The organism is Pseudomonas sp. NPDC077451, from assembly GCF_044543345.1.
Taxonomy (GTDB): Bacteria; Pseudomonadota; Gammaproteobacteria; order Pseudomonadales; family Pseudomonadaceae; genus Stutzerimonas.
This window is the reverse complement of record NZ_JBITVX010000012.1, coordinates 40600-56779: the sequence shown is the minus strand read 5'-3', so window position 1 is coordinate 56779 and position 16180 is coordinate 40600. Positions and strand designations below refer to the sequence as shown.

General features: G+C 60.3%; 15 protein-coding genes and 1 riboswitch. Of the genes, 9 read left to right on the top strand and 6 right to left on the bottom strand.

The features are described from left to right. Positions 1-2: 2 nt before the first annotated feature. On the bottom strand, positions 3-1379 hold the full coding sequence (locus tag ACIGHL_RS17605) for a DUF1329 domain-containing protein (RefSeq protein ID WP_128121020.1): 1377 nt from the start codon (positions 1377-1379) through the stop codon (positions 3-5). Between the two features lie 429 nt (positions 1380-1808). Between ACIGHL_RS17605 and ACIGHL_RS17600 the strand changes: the two genes are divergently transcribed. After that, positions 1809-2087, top strand: coding sequence for a hypothetical protein (locus ACIGHL_RS17600; protein ID WP_446697706.1), 279 nt, complete (start codon positions 1809-1811; stop codon positions 2085-2087). Between the two features lie 25 nt (positions 2088-2112). Here ACIGHL_RS17600 and ACIGHL_RS17595 read toward each other — a convergent pair whose 3' ends face one another. After that, positions 2113-3279 (bottom strand): 1-acyl-sn-glycerol-3-phosphate acyltransferase, encoded by a 1167-nt coding sequence (locus ACIGHL_RS17595; protein WP_128121022.1) that lies wholly within the window; start codon positions 3277-3279, stop codon positions 2113-2115. A gap of 197 nt (positions 3280-3476) precedes the next feature. On the opposite strand from ACIGHL_RS17595, the gene ACIGHL_RS17590 reads away from it, so the two are divergent. From ACIGHL_RS17590 to ACIGHL_RS17575, 4 genes are all read left to right on the top strand, one after another. Further along, a complete protein-coding gene (locus tag ACIGHL_RS17590; protein WP_128121023.1) occupies positions 3477-3659 on the top strand; it encodes a CPXCG motif-containing cysteine-rich protein in 183 nt (60 codons plus the stop codon). Continuing rightward, positions 3660-3920 carry a putative signal transducing protein gene (locus ACIGHL_RS17585; protein ID WP_128121024.1) on the top strand — a complete coding sequence of 87 codons (261 nt, stop codon included), beginning with the start codon at positions 3660-3662 and terminating at the stop codon, positions 3918-3920. It abuts the gene before it with no gap. A 62-nt stretch (positions 3921-3982) separates the two neighbouring features. Beyond that, positions 3983-4603: an SOS response-associated peptidase gene (locus tag ACIGHL_RS17580; RefSeq protein ID WP_128121025.1), complete on the top strand. Its 621-nt coding sequence runs from the start codon at positions 3983-3985 to the stop codon at positions 4601-4603. Positions 4604-4735: 132 nt separating this feature from the next. Beyond that, on the top strand, positions 4736-5545 hold the full coding sequence (locus ACIGHL_RS17575; RefSeq protein ID WP_128121067.1) for a M48 family metallopeptidase: 810 nt from the start codon (positions 4736-4738) through the stop codon (positions 5543-5545). 20 nt (positions 5546-5565) lie between these two features. Here ACIGHL_RS17575 and ACIGHL_RS17570 read toward each other — a convergent pair whose 3' ends face one another. The 4 genes from ACIGHL_RS17570 to ACIGHL_RS17555 form a co-directional block, all read right to left on the bottom strand. After that, positions 5566-6009 (bottom strand): ester cyclase, encoded by a 444-nt coding sequence (locus ACIGHL_RS17570; protein ID WP_128121026.1) that lies wholly within the window; start codon positions 6007-6009, stop codon positions 5566-5568. Between the two features lie 84 nt (positions 6010-6093). Beyond that, the gene (locus ACIGHL_RS17565; RefSeq protein ID WP_128121027.1) at positions 6094-6681 is read right to left on the bottom strand and encodes a TMEM165/GDT1 family protein; all 588 of its coding nucleotides are present in this window, start codon (positions 6679-6681) and stop codon (positions 6094-6096) included. 108 nt (positions 6682-6789) lie between these two features. After that, positions 6790-6896, bottom strand: a riboswitch (yybP-ykoY riboswitch). Positions 6897-6931: 35 nt separating this feature from the next. Next, positions 6932-7930: a methyltransferase gene (locus tag ACIGHL_RS17560; protein ID WP_128121028.1), complete on the bottom strand. Its 999-nt coding sequence runs from the start codon at positions 7928-7930 to the stop codon at positions 6932-6934. A 57-nt stretch (positions 7931-7987) separates the two neighbouring features. Beyond that, positions 7988-8950, bottom strand: coding sequence for a 2-hydroxyacid dehydrogenase (locus ACIGHL_RS17555; protein WP_128121029.1), 963 nt, complete (start codon positions 8948-8950; stop codon positions 7988-7990). 60 nt (positions 8951-9010) lie between these two features. Between ACIGHL_RS17555 and ACIGHL_RS17550 the strand changes: the two genes are divergently transcribed. The 4 genes from ACIGHL_RS17550 (at position 9011) to ACIGHL_RS17535 (ending at position 16176) form a co-directional block, all read left to right on the top strand. Beyond that, the gene (locus ACIGHL_RS17550) at positions 9011-9640 is read left to right on the top strand and encodes a LysE family translocator (protein WP_128121030.1); all 630 of its coding nucleotides are present in this window, start codon (positions 9011-9013) and stop codon (positions 9638-9640) included. Between the two features lie 153 nt (positions 9641-9793). Beyond that, positions 9794-11476 carry a fatty acid--CoA ligase gene (locus ACIGHL_RS17545; protein ID WP_128121031.1) on the top strand — a complete coding sequence of 561 codons (1683 nt, stop codon included), beginning with the start codon at positions 9794-9796 and terminating at the stop codon, positions 11474-11476. 186 nt (positions 11477-11662) lie between these two features. Then, the gene (locus ACIGHL_RS17540) at positions 11663-12319 is read left to right on the top strand and encodes a YiaD family glycine zipper/OmpA-like lipoprotein (RefSeq protein WP_045429589.1); all 657 of its coding nucleotides are present in this window, start codon (positions 11663-11665) and stop codon (positions 12317-12319) included. A 152-nt stretch (positions 12320-12471) separates the two neighbouring features. After that, complete coding sequence (locus ACIGHL_RS17535) at positions 12472-16176, top strand: CHASE domain-containing protein (RefSeq protein WP_216706951.1); 3705 nt, start codon at positions 12472-12474, stop codon at positions 16174-16176. The last annotated feature ends 4 nt before the right edge of the window (positions 16177-16180 follow it).

Genomic DNA, 16180 nt, shown 5'->3' with positions numbered 1-16180 from the left:
GCTTAGCGTACGCCGGAGTTACGCAGCGCGGCCGGGGTGTACTGGTTGGAGTTGGCCTTGTAGTTGTATACGTAGGGGTTCTTTTCCTCGTTCTTCATGCCCATCACCAGGTAGCGACCGGAGACCAGGTCATACAGCGTCTCCATGGCGTACAACGGGACCTGGTCGTTGTAGATGTATTCAGCATGCGCCTCGGCAACGCGCCAAAGCGTATCGCGGCCGTCGTAGTGGTCGATCACTGCGGCCTGCCAGGTGTCCTCGTCGATGAAGAAGGTACGCTTGGCATAGATGTGACGCTCGCCGGGCTTCAGCGTCGCCTCGACTTCCCACACACGGTGTAGCTCATAGCGGGTCAGGTCCTGATTGATGTGACCGGCCTTGATGATGTCGTCGTACTTGAGCTGCGGTGAGTCCAGACGGTAGGCGTTGTAGGGGATGTACATTTCCTTCTTGCCCACCAGCTTCCAGTCATAGCGGTCCGGTGCGCCGTTGAACATATCCAGGTTATCGGAGGTGCGCAGCCCGTCGGAGGCGGTGCCCGGGCCGTCGTAAGCCACCTGTGGGGCGCGGCGTACGCGGCGCTGACCGGCGTTGTAGATCCACGCCATGCGCGGCTCTTTAACCTGGTCAAGGGTTTCGTGCACCAGCAGCACGTTGCCGGCCAGGCGTGAAGGCTCGGTCACCTGTTGCTTGAAGTAGAACAGCACGTTGCCATGTTTCTCGGCGTTGTAGTCGGTCAGGGTGTCGGTGTAGACGACTTCGTCGACGAACTTGACCAGGCTGTAGCTACCATTCACTTGCGGTGTGGCCTGCGCCACGGTGCGGCGGGCAGAGCCGCCGCGGTAGCGAGTGATGTGGTTCCAGATCACTTCAAGGCCGTCTTGAGGAATCGGAAAGGCGACAGCGGTATCGAAGTTTTCCAGCCCGTTGCCGCCTCGGACCAGCTTGGTCTGGGTCGCGTTCTTCTGGGCAGCGTCATAGATTCGCTGAGGTACGGCAGCGCTGCGGTGGGTTTCGAAGACCGGCAGGCGATAGGTGTCGGGGTAGCGCTTGAGCATGGCGATCTGGCCAGGGCTCAGGTTGTCCTTGTACTGCTCGAAGTTCTGCGCGGTGATGGTGAACTTCGGCTTGTCGTTCGGGTAGGGATCGCTGACGAAGCCATCCTCTCCGACTGCCGCTGCATCGGCTGCCAAACCGCCGGTCCAGGCAGGAATGGTGCCGGCCGCGTTGCCGGCTTTCTCGGCACCCATCGGCGTCAGGCTGCTACCCAGCTTGGCCGCTTCGGATTCGGATACCGCAGCCATGGCTCCGCTTGCCAGCACAGCGCTTGCCAGCAAAGAGAGTGTGAGGGCCCCCGTCTTAAACCTGTTCTTATTCATTGTTTGGTCCTGTTGATTCTCGGTAACTGATTCACTGCAAGCGAAGCCGTAAGCGCGGCGCTTGCAGGTGGCGACTTCCACAAAGGAGGTGGCGGGCCGAAGGCCCGGTACATCACGTCAGAGACGCAGTGATCACAAGTTGCCGTTTGCCCGACTCCGCGGCAGTCCCGTCTGGTTGCTCAAGCCAGGCGCACGCTCTATTTCGGTTGTTCGAGGCGAGATGAGGGTGAAGCTGGAAGGGACTATAAGTCAACAATCGAGACGGGACCTATCTGCATAAATGGCGCAAATACCCGGCAAATTGCCATCGCTTAGTTGTGTTCCGTTCTGTCGGAAATTGGCTGAGCCGGCAATGTCGTTTCGGTAGACTCCGCTGCCCTCAGTTCGGCCGCCCAGGCCTGTATATTCTCGGCCCAACGGAGAATGCGGTTGTTGCTTGATTTTGCTTATTCGGCGCTGGCGAGGGTCGCGCCTCTGGTCAACTTACTGGCCTTGCTGATCGCGCTCTGCGGTGCCTGGCTGCTACTGGCGACGCGCTGGCGTCGGCAGCTGTCGAGGGCCGAGACCTCCCTTGCAGGTGCTCGTCTCTCTGCTGCTGAGCAGGGTGGCTTGGCAGCTAGCCGGCGTCTTGACCGGTTTTTCTATGGCTTTGGATTCAGCAGTCTGGGACTGGCGTGCCTGCTTTCGTCGCTAACCCGGCTGACCTGACGGCCAGTCGGGTTTGTGTTGAGTCTTAGAGACTCAAGCCAGCTTTCAATCGATACTGGTTACGCACCGGCATGGCGTATTGCTGGATGAGGTAGGGCTGCTGCACGCTTGGGCATGCCGCGAGGCGCTTGCCCCATTCGGCCTCGGCGCGTTCGATTTCCGCACGGCTGAACAGCTCGCTGAGCTCGGGTATCTCAAGCGCCGGGTCGCGATGCTCCCACATCCGATGCGCCAGGAAATTCACCGGAAACAGACGGTAGTCCGTCAGGATTTGCCGGTCGATATCGGCCGCCAGCTGCTTTGCATCCTCGGGTACCTCGCTGATGGGTGTACCGAAGCTGACATGCACCCGACCTTTGTAGCCGGTGATGCCGAGGGCGATGCTGGTGTCATCCTCGCCAGGCGCCTTGGTGTAGCTACCGGTGCTGGCCCGAATGTAGAGCTCGCGTGCCTTGGCCTGATCGCAGGGGTCGTACTCATAGCTGATCGACACCGGCGTCGGACGCAGGGTCGCCAATGTGTCGGAGAAGGATTCTTCCTTGCGGCTCATGTGCAGCATTTTCAGAATCGCCGAATCGGTACGATCGTTACCGTCCTTGGCCCGCCCTTCGGCCTGGGCAATCCATATTGATTCACCGTCGGTGCGGATCGAGTGGTTGATGTAGGCGGACAGCAGCTGGTACGCCGCAAGCTTTTCACGTCTACCAGTGACCGAGCGGCGCACGATGAAGCTTTTGTTGAGCCGCATCAGATCGCTGACGAAGGGTCGCTGCAGCAGATTGTCGCCAATGGCGATCCGCGGCGTGCGCATCTTGGCTTGAAATACCGCATAGTTGACGAAAGCCGGGTCCATCACGATATCGCGATGGTTGGCGATGAACAGATACGCGCAGCCCGGCCGTAGTTTTTCCAGCCCTGAATAGGTAATGCCATCCGTGGCGCGCTCGATGGTGCGGTCGAGGTACATCTCGATTCGCGCCTGCAGCGTGTCGATCGAATGGATAGTGGCGAATTCGCGTCGCAGTCGTTGCGCTATGAGGGGTTTGAGCATCCAGCCCATTGGGCCGGCCAGCCGCGGGAAGCGGAAGTGCGCCAGAATATCGAGGAATTCCCGGTCGGCGAACAGCCGCGCCATGACAGCAGGGACCTCGGCATCGGCGTAGGGTCGGATGGCTTCGAATTCGTCCATCATGTTCTCTGTAAGGGTAACAACTGAATAAACCCAGTTACTCAAGGGTCAAAGTTAGGTCTGTGGATGCTTAGTCGCGATCACTGCAGGCTTGGATAAAGCCATGTTGCACCGGTCGGGCCCGCGCATAAATGCGCACTGGAGGCATCTCTACAGAATCCGGACGGCGATTATAGCGGCAAGTCACGCAGGAGACGCTGATGCTGGAAACACAGGACTACCAATGCCCATATTGCGGCGAAGGGGTGGAGGCGCTACTCGATCTGAGCGGTGGCGATCAGCAGTACATCGAAGACTGCTCAGTCTGTTGCCGGCCGATCGTGTTCGATCTGCGTACCGACGGCAGCGATTGGCAGCTCGATGTTCGGCGGGAGGATGAGTAGATGCAGCGGATATACGAGCCGCGTGATCTGCTCGAGGCGGAGATGCTACGCGGCATGCTGCTCGCCGAAGGTATCGACGTGCATCTGAATGGGCGACATCTGATCGGCGCGGTCGGCGAGTTGCCTGTGTCCGGTTTGCTCGGGCTGATGGTCGCCGATGGTGAGGCTGATCGCGCGATGCAGTTGATCGCTGCGTACAATGGCGCCGAACCGTTGCCCGGCGACGAGCCGGAAAGCTATCCGGGTGAGCTCATCTGCTGAATGCGGACCGAGTAACGTCGCGGTAGCTGCCTTGATCCTTTTTCCCATCGAGTCCTTTGTTCATGTGTGGCCGCTATGCCCTGTTTCGCTGGAGTCCCGCCTTTGCCGCGCTGCCCGGTTTTCCGTCTGATCAGCAACCGCATTGGAGCCTGGCGCCTGGCGCCTCGGTACTGCTGCTGCGGCAGGTCGAAGATGCGCTGCAGCTGAGTCGCGTGCGCTGGGGGCTGACCCCGGCGTGGCTGAGCGATTTTACCCGCACGCCGGCACAGGCCCGGGCGGAAACGCTGGCCGAGCAGCCGATGTTTCGAGACGCCTTTCGCCTGCGCCGAGGCGTACTGCCAGCGAACGGTTTCTACGAGTGGAGGGGAACTGCACGTAAGCGACCCTACTGGATGACAACGGAAGACTCGCTGATGTATTTCGCCGCGATCTGGGAGGCTTATCCGGTTGAGGGCCACAGCTACCTCAGTGCGGCGGTGGTGACGCGTCAAGTAGCGAACCAGCGGCGCCCGCTGATGCTGGACCAGGCCGGCATGACCGCCTGGCTCGACCCGCAGACCCCGCTTGAAGTGCTGCAGGTGTTGCTGACCGGACCTCAACCGGCGCTGCGCGAACGGCCCTTGGCGACGTTCGTCAATGATCCCAAGCTGGACGCGCCTGAGTGCCTGACACCAGTGAACTAGGCATTGGCCGCTGCCATCGAAAGGGGACTCAACACTCTTATCAGGCGGGCGACGAGGCGGTGGGCTGTTAGTCGGTTGCCCGGTGCGCTGGCACGCTCTAGCATACGGCGCAGAATTCACGGGAGACGCGACATGTTCAAGCTGCATTCACTCAGCCTTTTTCTGGCGGCCGCCGCGCTTGCCGGTTGTCAGGCCGTCAACACCACCAGCAGCGGTGCTGTTGGCGTCGATCGCAAGCAATACATGTTCAGCATGTTGTCGACCGAACAGGTCAATCAGATGTATGCGCAGTCTTATCAGCAAACTGTGTCGGAAGCGAAGAGCAAGGGTGTGCTCAAAAATAACTCGCCGGTGGCTCAGCGAGTCAATCGAATCGCCAGCAAGCTGATCGCCGAGGTCAAGGCCTTCCGGCCCGACGCAGCCGAATGGGATTGGGATGTGAATGTGATCGACAGTCCGGAACTGAATGCCAACGCCGGCCCAGGCGGGAAGATCATTTTCTATACCGGTCTGATCGAAAAGCTAAACCTGACCGACGACGAGATCGCGGCGGTCATGGGGCATGAGATAGCCCATGCGTTGCGTGAGCACGGCCGCGAAGCCATGTCCAAGGCCTACGGTGTGCAGATGGCAACCCAGATTGGCTCAGCAGTCGGGATTGGCGACGGCAGCCTGCAGCTCGCCAATATGGGGGTGCAGTATCTGATGACGCTGCCCAACAGCCGCAGCAACGAAAACGAGGCTGACCTGATCGGTCTGGAACTGGCTGCGCGGGCTGGGTACAACCCGAATGCCGCGGTCAGTCTGTGGCAGAAGATGGCCGCGGCCGGCGGCTCCGCTCCGCCGGAATTCCTCAGCACCCATCCCTCGTCAGGCAGCCGTACGCAGGCGCTGCAGGAAACTATTCCGAAGGTGATGCCACTGTATAAACAGGGCCGCTGATGCAAATGCCGCTGGCGCTTTCAGGTCGGCGGCAGCTTGATGGGAAGTGGGCTTTCCAGGCCTAGCTGGCTACGGGCACTTTCCAGGTCAAAGAGGGTAGTGATTTCCTCTATGTCGCCGCTCGGATTGAGCGTCCATATCGACATCGCGGCGACCGTGAGGATCTTGCCGCTCGGTGCGAGGCCAAACACGGGTTTCTCCAGCGTTCCGAACAGGGTGCTGGAGGTCACGACGCGGTTACCTTCGCTGAGGCACTCGTCTACCGCGACCTCCAGGTCCGGAATGGCTTGGCGGATCTCTCGCACGATCAGACCGAAACCGGCACTGTTGACCGGCTGCGAGATGAACGAACTTCTGTAGCTGAAGTAGCGGCTCTGAAGCTGTTCAGCTAATGCCAGTCGACCTTTGCTCCAGCTCAGGTCGATATGCTGCCGAACCCGCCGTTTTCGTTCCTCCGGTGACATGCCGCCTGCTCCCCTCGAGTGCCGCCAGAATGCGGTGAATACGCACTCTAACAGTACCCGTAGTGTGGCAATTTGCGCTGCGTATCAGACTGGAAGCATGCCGCTCAAGCTCAGCGCCTGATACACGGCGTACAGTGCCAAGCCGGCAAATCCGATGGCGGCGATTCGGCGGATCAGCGTGAGCGGCATGCGATCAGCGGCGAAATTGCCGGCCAGTACCACCGGCACATTGGCGATCAGCATGCCCAGGGTGGTGCCGATGATCACCAGGATGAAGTCGGGATACTGGGCTGCAAGCATGACGGTCGCAACCTGCGTCTTATCGCCCATTTCGGCGAGGAAGAACGCGATCAGCGTCGCCACGAAGGGGCCGAAGCGTCGCCCGCGAGAAGCTTCTTCTTCCTCGAGTTTGTCGGGGACCAGCGTCCACAATGCGACGGCGGCGAAGGATGCGGCGAGAACCCAGCTGAGTATGGCGGGTGAGACCATCGATGAAACCCAGTTGCCGACGGCTCCGGCAGCCGCATGATTGACCAGCGTGGCCACCACGATGCCCCAGATGATGGGTAGCGGTCGCCGGTAGCGGGCAGCCAGCAATAGCGCGAGCAACTGCGTTTTGTCGCCGATCTCGGCGAGCGCGACGATCAGGGTGGGGATGTAGAACGATTCCAACGGACTTCCTTGCGGGGGCGGGTCGACTAATCACCATGACACGCACCGCCTGCCCGCCCCGGGTCAGGTGTACGTGTCATGGGTCTTGTCAAACCGAGCGCTGCTGCCGAAGCAGCCTGCGCGGGTCGCGTGCGCCATGGTCTGTGGACCAAGTATGTTGACGCATGCCGGGCGGGCTGGGTGCTCGCCGGAGACTACTCCCCCAGGACGGGCGCGAGTTTGCCCGCGCATGGCGCGTTGTGCAAGTCGGTCAGGCACGCTGCGCGCGGTAAATGCGGAAGCCGTCGGCAGTGATCAGCGTTTCGCAGCGGCCCAGATGAGCTTCGATCAGCGGCGGATACTTCAAAAATGCATTGGCCACCAGCCTTAGCTCACCACCGGGCCGGATGTGGCTGGCAGCGCGTTGCAGCAATGCTTCGCTGGCCTCGTAGTGGGTGTGTACACCCTGGTGAAACGGCGGGTTGCTGATGATCGCCGCGCAGTCTTCTGGAGCAGCGTCGATACCGTCGCCAGCAATCACCTGAGCCTGTAGCCCATTAGCGGCGAGGGTCATGCGACTGCTTTCGACAGCGAACGCATCGACATCCAGCATCACCACTTCGCTCTCTGGATAACGTTTTTTCAGGGAGGCGCCAACGATGCCCGCGCCGCAGCCGAAATCCAGCAGCTTACCGGCGGGCAGTCCATCGAGTTGATCCAGCAGCAGCGCGGTCCCGCGATCGAGACGACCATGGCTGAACACGCCAGGCAAGCTGATGATCTGCAGCGGTCCGTCCGCAAGCGAGAGTTCGAAGCGTTGAGCCAGGGTCGGCAGTTCTGGAGCCGGCGGGCTGTTTGTAACCTTGACCTGCCAGAGCTGGCAGTGCCGCGCACTATCGAGCTTCCGCGCTTCGCCGAATGGGGTCAGTTGCTTCGCGGCGCGCTCCACGCCAGCACGTTTCTCACCCACTAGATACAGCAAACGGCCCGGCAATCTGGCAGCCAGTGCATTCAGCAGGAAATCGGTCAGTTCTCGTGACTTGGGCAGAAACAGAACGGCACTATCGAATGGGGCCGTGGGCGGCTCGACACCAAATGTGCAACGACCGGCGAAACGAGTCTGCAGGCTGTGCTGTACTCCGGCGTGCCAACTCCAGCCGACTGCGCCCGGTAACTGTCCAAGCAGATCGTCAGCCGGTAGCCCGGCGAGCAGCAGGTCACCACTGAACAGTTCAGCCTGGCGCAGCAGTACTTCGCTTCGAGGATCCATGATGCCTCCGGACAAAAGCTGGCGAGCTTACCAGCCTTGGCCCCGGCTGCAGAAGCGTCAGCCCACCTGGCGCTTTGGAGTACCAGCGAAGAAGGCTTCGGCATTCTCACGCAGCTGGCCCACGATGCGCTGTCTGGCTTCGCGACTTCCCCAGGCACTGTGGGGCGTCACGATCAGGCGCGGTACGTCTGCAGCCAGCAGCGGGTTATCGTTGCTGGGGGGTTCGTTGATCAGCACATCGGTGGCGGCGCCGCCCAGGTGGCCACTACGCAGGGTGTCGGCCAGTGCTTGCTCATCAATAAGGCCGCCACGGGCGGTATTGATGACGAACGCCGCGGGTTTCATCAGTTGCAGTTCGCGAGCCCCGATGAGGTTGCGTGTCTGCTCGGTGAGCGGGCAGTGCAGCGTCAGCGCGTCAATCTGCGGTAGCAACTCGTCCAGCTCCAGCCGGTCCGGGCGAGGCGGGCGCCCGGGCAGGTTGCCGGTCAGCACGCGCATGCCCAGCGCTTCGGCGAGCTTAGCCACCGCGCCGCCCAGCTCACCGTGGCCGAGTACGCCGAGGGTCTTGCCGGCCAACTCGATAATGGGAAAATCTAGCAGGCAGAACTGCCCGCTTTCCTGCCAGCGGCCACGGGCGACGGCGGCCTGATAATCGGGTAGTCGCGTAGCCAGCGCAAGCAGTAGCATCAAGGTGTGCTGCGCCACGGTGGCCGTGCCGTAAGCCTGGCAGTTGCAGACGGCGATCCCTCGCTGTTTGGCAGCAACCAGATCGATGTTGTTGACACCGGTCGCCGCTACCAGAATCAATTTCAGGTCCGGGCAGGCGGCGAGCGTGGCATCGCTCAAGGCGACCTTGTTGACGATGGCGATTTCAGCGCCCTGCAGCCGAGCGACGATTTGCGTTTCGCTGGTCTGCGTATGACAGATCAACTCAGCAAAGGCAGACTGCAAGGGGGTCAGGTCAAGGTCGCCCTGGTCGAGCGGTGATAGATCAAGGAATACAGCGCGGTACTTGCTCATGGACTTTACTCGTATGAATCAGCGGGCGGACGTCCCGCCCCGGAATAACGGAGTCGCTAGATGTACTGGATGGAGTTTCTCACTGTGGCGCTGGTTCACTTGCTTGCTGTCGCCAGTCCCGGGCCCGACTTCGCGGTGGTCGTGCGGGAAAGCGTCGCCCGTGGTCAGCGCAGCGGCAGCTGGACGGCCATCGGAGTAGGCAGCGGCATTTTGGTCCACGTGGTTTATTCGCTGCTCGGGATTGGCTTGATCGTCTCGCAGTCGATCATGTTATTCAATCTTTTCAAATGGTTAGCGGCCGGCTACCTGTTCTATCTCGGTTTTCAGGCACTGCGCGCCAAACCCGTCGCAGTGGATAATCTTGAATCATCCGCGCCCAGTGCTGCGATTAGTCCACGGCGCGCTTTTACCGTTGGGTTCGTTACCAACGGCTTGAATCCCAAGGCGACGTTGTTCTTTTTGTCCCTATTCACCGTGGTTATCGACCCCCATACCCCGCTCGCCGTTCAGGCGGCCTATGGGTTATATCTGGCATGCGCCACTGGGTTGTGGTTCTGCCTGGTGGCCTGGTTGTTCAGCCGCGAGCGCGTACGGGCCGGTTTTGCTCGCATGGGGCACTGGTTCGACCGCGTCACGGGCGCGGTATTGATTGGTCTTGGCGTTCGGCTGGCGGCAAGCGAGATCGCCTGATCGGCCGCGCCTGTCCTTGCGTGGAGTTTGTCTCCGCAGGTTGAACAACTGTGCAGCCAGATGTCCGAAGAGGACAGCGGTACGGCCAGGTCGCGTAAACGGCCCGCGCCAACAGCTAGCGAGCGTCTCATAACATCAATAACAGGAAGCCCTATGTTGCAGACACGAGTGATCAAACCCGCCGCCAACGCCTACCAGTACCCCCTGTTGATCAAAAGCCTGCTGTTGTCGGGGCAGCGCTACGAGCGCACCCGTGAGATCGTCTATCGCGATCAACTGCGTTTCGACTATCGCACCCTGGGCGAGCGCATTGCCCGGCTTGCCAACGTGCTGACCAACGCGGGGGTAAAGGCGGGCGACACGGTGGCGGTGATGGATTGGGACAGCCATCGCTACCTCGAATGCATGTTTGCGATTCCGATGATCGGGGCGGTGGTGCATACCATCAACGTGCGGCTATCGCCCGAGCAGATTCTTTACACCATGAATCATGCTGAAGACCGCTTTGTTCTCGTCAATAGCGAGTTCGCGCCGCTGTACCACGCAATCGCCGGGCAGCTGACAACGGTCGACAAGACACTGCTGATCACCGATGCCGACGACAAGCAGTGCGATTTGCCGAACTGCATCGGTGAATACGAGAGCTTACTGGCGGCCGCCGAGGCCAAGTACGACTTCCCGGACTTTGACGAAAATTCGGTGGCGACCACGTTCTACACGACCGGTACCACCGGTGACCCCAAGGGCGTCTATTTCACGCACCGTCAGCTGGTCCTGCACACGCTGGCCGGTGCGGTGACGGTCGGCTGTCGCGAGAACCCTCAGCTGATGGCAGCGGGCGACGTGTATATGCCGATTACGCCGATGTTCCATGTACACGCCTGGGGCTTGCCCTATGTGGCGACGATGTTGGGCCTCAAGCAGGTTTATCCGGGGCGCTATGATCCGGAGCTGCTGATCGAGCTCTGGCGTCGAGAGAAGGTCACCTTTTCTCATTGCGTACCGACCATCGTGCAGATGCTGCTAAAAGCCAAGGCGGCGCAGGGCACCGACTTCGGCGGCTGGAAGATCACCATCGGCGGCAGTGCGCTTACCCGTGGCCTTTACGAGTCGGCTCGGGCATGTGGCATGCAATTGGTGGCGGCCTACGGGATGTCGGAAACCTGTCCATTGATTTCCGGTGCCCATATCAACGACGAGCTGCGCAACGCCAGTGAAGACGAACAGACCACCTACCGCCTCAAGGCCGGGATCCCGGTGGTGCTGGTCGACGCCGCAATCCAGGCGGCTGACGGCAGTTTTCTTCCGGCCGATGGCGTGTCCCAAGGTGAGCTGGTGCTTCGGGCCCCCTGGCTGACGCAGGGCTATGCGGGCAATCCGGAGAAGAGCGAAGAACTGTGGGCAGGCGGTTGGCTGCATACTGGTGACGTCGCCACTCTCGACGAAATGGGCAACATCGACATTCGTGACCGCATCAAGGACGTCATAAAGACGGGCGGTGAGTGGATTTCATCCTTGGCGCTGGAAGGTCTGATCAGTCGGCACGATGCCGTGCGCGACGTGGCGGTGGTAGGCGTGCCAGATGAGCGCTGGGGCGAACGACCCTTCGCCTTGCTGGTGCTCTGTGAAGGCAAGCAGCTAGACGCGCTCGCATTGCAAGCGTTCCTTGAGCCAGCAGTGGAGCAGGGGCAGCTCAACAAATGGGCGATTCCGCAGCAGATCGCCGTCGTTGAGGATATTCCCAAGACCAGCGTCGGTAAGCTTGATAAAAAGCGTATCCGTTTGGACATTGCAGGTTGGTTGGAAGAAGGCAGCAGCGCCATCTCTTCGGTGTAGGTTTGGCTGTTCTGGCTCGACTAGCGTCGCCTCGGGGTGAAACGCGGTCGAGTTGGCTTCCTGTGCTTGAGCTCACGGCTTCGTCGGGACGTTCCGGTTCTGCGGGCGGACGGGGTGTTACCCTAGCGAGGAATTTTCAGCCTGTGCGTTCGGCAGGTTGGCGTCCCGTAGATGAAGGAAGTAAACATGAAATCGATCAGTAACCTAACCGCACTTGCCGCCACCCTTGCGCTGCTGGTTGGCTGTACCAACAATCCTTATACCGGTGAGCGCGAAGCTGGTAAGGCCGGTATTTACGGCGGCATCGGTGCGGTCAGTGGTGCGGTAATCGGCGCAGCAACCTCCAGCAAAAAGGACCGTGCCAAAGGCGCATTGATCGGAGCCACCGTCGGTGGGGCCGCTGGCGGCGGCTATGGTTACTACGTCGATACCCAGGAAGCCAAGTTGCGCCAGACGTTGCAGGGCACAGGCGTACAAGTGCAGCGCCAAGGCGATAACCTGACGCTGATCATGCCCGGCAACATTACCTTTGCAAGCAATTCAGCTGACATTTCCAGTAGCTTCTATCCAACGCTTAATTCATTGGTTCAAGTATTCAAAGAGTTCAATAAGAACGGTGTCGACATCATCGGCCATACCGACAGTACCGGCTCGCAGCAACTGAATCAGGACCTTTCAAATCGCCGCGCGCGTAGCGTTGCCAATTATCTGGAAGGCAACGGCGTGCCCGGTTCACGTATCTCATCTTATGGTGCCGGCTCGAGCCAACCGATAGCCAGCAACGATACCGCTGCCGGGCGCGCACAGAACCGTCGTGTAGAGATCAATCTGCGCCCGCTGTAAGCGGCTAAGCGCAAGCGAGACTGCCAGGGCTCGCTTGCGTCATTCGGGTGGCGTCAGCTTTACGGCTGATTTTCGCTTCTATTGAACCTCTGAACGATCTACGACTCTGAAGCTTGTGACAGCGAGCCATGTAGTGGCACTGAGGAGGTCGAATGGATGATCGTTCCGCTCTCCATTCTCGTAAGCCTTGGCTGCCATTGGTAGTGACGCTGGCCCTGATGGTAGGGCTCGGAGGATGGGTTGGCTGGCAATGGCATGTTCAGGAAATGCGGGTGCGCGCTGAGCAGGCCCAGCGATTCAATCTGGCGGTCAATGACGTTGAAAGCACTCTGCGTGAGCGTATGCGCGCGTACGAGATGGTTTTACGAGGTCTGGCGGGGCTTTTCGTCGGGAGTGATGCAGTCAGCCTTCAGGACTGGAATCGGGCTTCCGATCAGCTTCAGCTCCAGGATTTCTACCCCGGCATCCAAGCCATTGCTCTGGCCCGCTATGCGCGCGCAGAGAACCTGAGCGTTCTGCTCGCGAAGATTCGCGAGGGAGGGCGTGATTTCCGCATCTATCCCCGGGGTGAGCGCGGCGAGTACCTGATCGTGGATTACATCCATCCGCTTGATTGGCGTAACCGTCGAGTGCTGGGTTTTGACATGCTAAGTGAGGAAACGCGCAGGCAAGCCGTCATGGCGGCGCGCAACATCGGCACTCCGATGCTCACCGGCCCGTTGCGGCTCAAGCAGGAAACCGAGCAGAACGCGCAAGTAGGCATTCTGTTGTATCTCCCTCTTTACCGGGCCGGCGCCCCCATCACCACGTTGGAAGAACGCCAGGAAGCCTTTGCCGGAACCCTTCACGGTGCCTTCCGGCTAACCGACTTAATGGAGGGGGTGCTGGGTTCGCGTAGCAAGCTGTTCCAGTTGCAGCTGTTCGACGCCGCCGCCCCAGACGAGCCCTTGCTGGTCGGACGAGCGCCGGTGAGTAGCGACGCCAGCTTCCATCGCACCCGCAATATCTACATGTACGGCCGTAGCTGGCAGCTGGAAGTTGCCAGCACACCAGAATACGAAGCCATCCTCAACCGGGTGGGCCGGGCCTTTAATCTGGTTGCTGCGCTGACTGCTGCTGTGCTGTTTTCGCTGTTGATTGGCGGCTATCTATATTTGCGTGAACGGGCTTTGCGCAACAGCCAGACGCTTGGGGCGCAACTTCAGGAGCGCGAGGCATGGTTTCGACAGCTGATTGAGCAGCTGCCAGTGGCCACTGTGCTTTGCAGTGATAAAGGGCGGATCGAACTGGCCAACCAGAGTGCCGCTACGCTGCTTGGTAGCAGTGCTGGCCTGCTCGCTGGCGAGCGTCTCAGTCGCTACGTTCCGGGGGCGCTTGACGAGACCGCGAGCGGGCCACAACTTGAAGCCGATCAGCGGGAAAGCCAAGCGTTGCGCGAAGATGGCTCGCCGGTCCCGGTTTCGCTCAGCCTGACCAGTTTCAAGCGCGACAAGTCCGTTCACCATCTGCTCAATCTGGTCGACCTGCAGCAACGCAAGCGGGACGAAGAGCGTTTTCGTAATGTGGTCGAAGCCTCGCCAAACGCCTTTGTGCTGTTCGATCATGACGGCCGAATCGTGATGGTCAACCGCCAGACTGAGTTGCTGTTTGGTTACAACCGGCAGGAGCTGCTAGACCAGCCAGTCGAGATGCTGATTCCGGAGTCGATGCGCAAGACCTACCTCGAAGTACGGCATCGTTTCGGTCAATCCCCTGAGTCGCGTCGGTTGGGTGAAAACCGCGAGCTTTTCGGACGCCACCGGGATGGTCATCTCGTGCCTGTTGAAGTTGGCTTGTCGCCGCTGCGTAGCGGGGATGAGCATCTGGTGCAAGCTGTGGTGACCGATATCGCTCATCGCAAAGCTGCAGAGCGGCGACTGCGCGATCAGGCTAACGAGTTGATGGTCGCCAATCGCTACAAGTCCGAATTCCTCGCCAACATGTCGCACGAGCTGCGCACCCCGCTGAACAGCATTCTTATCCTCAGTGATCAGCTGAGGCAGAACGCTGCGAGCAACCTGACCGAGAAGCAGGTCCGCCATGCCGACATCATTCATCGGGCCGGTCACGATCTGTTGCAGCTGATCAACGATGTACTCGATCTGGCCAAGATCGAGGCTGGGCATATGCAGATTAAGTCGGAGCCGCTGGACCTCGGCGAGTTGCTGGCGGAGCTGGTTGCGAACCTCGAGCCTATGGCCGCCCAGAACGGGCTGACCCTCAAGGCCCGGATAGACGAGGGAGTTCCTGCTTCGCTGGTTAGTGACCGGGCCCGGCTTCAGCAGATTTTGCGAAACCTGATTACCAATGCTCTGAAGTTCACCGAACACGGTTCCGTTGATATTCACGTGTCCAGCCAGCAGGCTGAAAGCGCTGTCGATACAGAAATGCTGCAGATCTGCGTAACCGACACCGGCATCGGTATTGCCGAGGATCAGCACGAACGAATCTTCCAGGCGTTCCAGCAGATCGACGGCTCCATCAGTCGGCAATACGGCGGCACCGGGCTGGGGCTGGCCATAGCGCGTCAGCTTGCAGAAGTGCTCGGTGGTGGAATCCGGCTTAAAAGCGCGCCAGGCCAGGGCTCGAGTTTTACGGTCGAACTGCCCTTGAAAGTTGCCGCAACTCCAGAAATCCGCACGCTGCGGCCGCTGCAGCGGCGTGGCCAGGGTGGCGGTCTGCTGATTGTCGAGGACGACGCCGATTTCGCCTCGGTAGTGGCCGAGGTGGCCCAGTCCCACGGATTCTCCAGCGTTGTCTGCGGGACCGGACAAGAAGGGCTGGATGCGCTAGCTCGGGACCATTTCGCAGCGGTGATTCTGGATGTCCTGCTGCCTGATATCAGCGGTTGGCAGGTCCACCGGGTGCTGCGAGCCGACCCCAGGCACCAGGACACGCCGGTGTACATCATTTCCTGCGTGCCACAGCCGCAGGGCTGGTCGGATGACGGTTCACGCTACCTGGTCAAACCCGTGGCTCAGTCGGAACTGGAGCGCCTGTTTGTCGATCTGTCGCAGCAGGAAGGTAATTCGACGCGGCTTCTGCTGGTGGAAACCGAGCCGGATCGGCGCCGTCAGCTGCGGGAGCATTTCGAGCGGCTCGGCTACCGGGTCAGCGAATGCCAGCGCAGTGAAGAGGCCCGGCTGGCCTATGCTGAGCACAGCTACGCGGTGCTGATCGTCGACTTCGACCTCCCCGGCGAAGACGGGCTCGACCTGCTGGACGCACTGGACCGCCTGCGGCCCCTGAAAGACGTCAGGGTGATCTTGACCAGTCGCGAGGCGTTATCGGAAAAGAATCTGCAGCGGCTTAAGCGTTATTCATCAGTTGCGTTGTCGAAAACAGAAGGAATGGAGCATATGGAAGATGCACTGAAGCCCGACGGGGTAGAAGCTGCAACGTGGGCAAGGGAAGAACTGGAGCATCCCCTTTTGGGGCAGCGGGTACTATTGGTCGATTCGGATGTGCGGGCGATTTATGCCATCAGCGCCATGCTTGATGAGCAGGGGCTGCAGGTGGTGCCAGTCACGACCGGTTCCGAGGCGCTAGAACGCTTCGATCATGATGCCTTTGATCTTGCGCTGGTGGACCTGTCCATGCCGGATAATGGCGGTCCCGAACTGATCCGTCAGCTCAGAAACGACTATGGTTGTCAGGTGCCGATTGTGGCAATGGCGGTCGGCTCTGACACGGCTTCTGCAGAACAGAACCTCCCGGCCGGTGCTGACGATATCCTGTTCAAACCGGTCGACGGCACCAGACTGGCCGAGCTGCTTCGGCGTCTGGAACGTACTGATGGCCCTCATGCAAGTCCGTAAGGAG

Coding starts and splice junctions, on each gene's coding strand:
- ACIGHL_RS17605 (WP_128121020.1), bottom strand. CDS start 1,379: ATGAATAAGAACAGGTTTAAGACGGGGGCCCTCACACTCTCTTTGCTG.
- ACIGHL_RS17595 (WP_128121022.1), bottom strand. CDS start 3,279: ATGATGGACGAATTCGAAGCCATCCGACCCTACGCCGATGCCGAGGTC.
- ACIGHL_RS17590 (WP_128121023.1), top strand. CDS start 3,477: ATGCTGGAAACACAGGACTACCAATGCCCATATTGCGGCGAAGGGGTG.
- ACIGHL_RS17585 (WP_128121024.1), top strand. CDS start 3,660: ATGCAGCGGATATACGAGCCGCGTGATCTGCTCGAGGCGGAGATGCTA.
- ACIGHL_RS17580 (WP_128121025.1), top strand. CDS start 3,983: ATGTGTGGCCGCTATGCCCTGTTTCGCTGGAGTCCCGCCTTTGCCGCG.
- ACIGHL_RS17575 (WP_128121067.1), top strand. CDS start 4,736: ATGTTCAAGCTGCATTCACTCAGCCTTTTTCTGGCGGCCGCCGCGCTT.
- ACIGHL_RS17570 (WP_128121026.1), bottom strand. CDS start 6,009: ATGTCACCGGAGGAACGAAAACGGCGGGTTCGGCAGCATATCGACCTG.
- ACIGHL_RS17560 (WP_128121028.1), bottom strand. CDS start 7,930: ATGGATCCTCGAAGCGAAGTACTGCTGCGCCAGGCTGAACTGTTCAGT.
- ACIGHL_RS17555 (WP_128121029.1), bottom strand. CDS start 8,950: ATGAGCAAGTACCGCGCTGTATTCCTTGATCTATCACCGCTCGACCAG.
- ACIGHL_RS17550 (WP_128121030.1), top strand. CDS start 9,011: ATGTACTGGATGGAGTTTCTCACTGTGGCGCTGGTTCACTTGCTTGCT.
- ACIGHL_RS17545 (WP_128121031.1), top strand. CDS start 9,794: ATGTTGCAGACACGAGTGATCAAACCCGCCGCCAACGCCTACCAGTAC.
- ACIGHL_RS17540 (WP_045429589.1), top strand. CDS start 11,663: ATGAAATCGATCAGTAACCTAACCGCACTTGCCGCCACCCTTGCGCTG.
- ACIGHL_RS17535 (WP_216706951.1), top strand. CDS start 12,472: ATGGATGATCGTTCCGCTCTCCATTCTCGTAAGCCTTGGCTGCCATTG.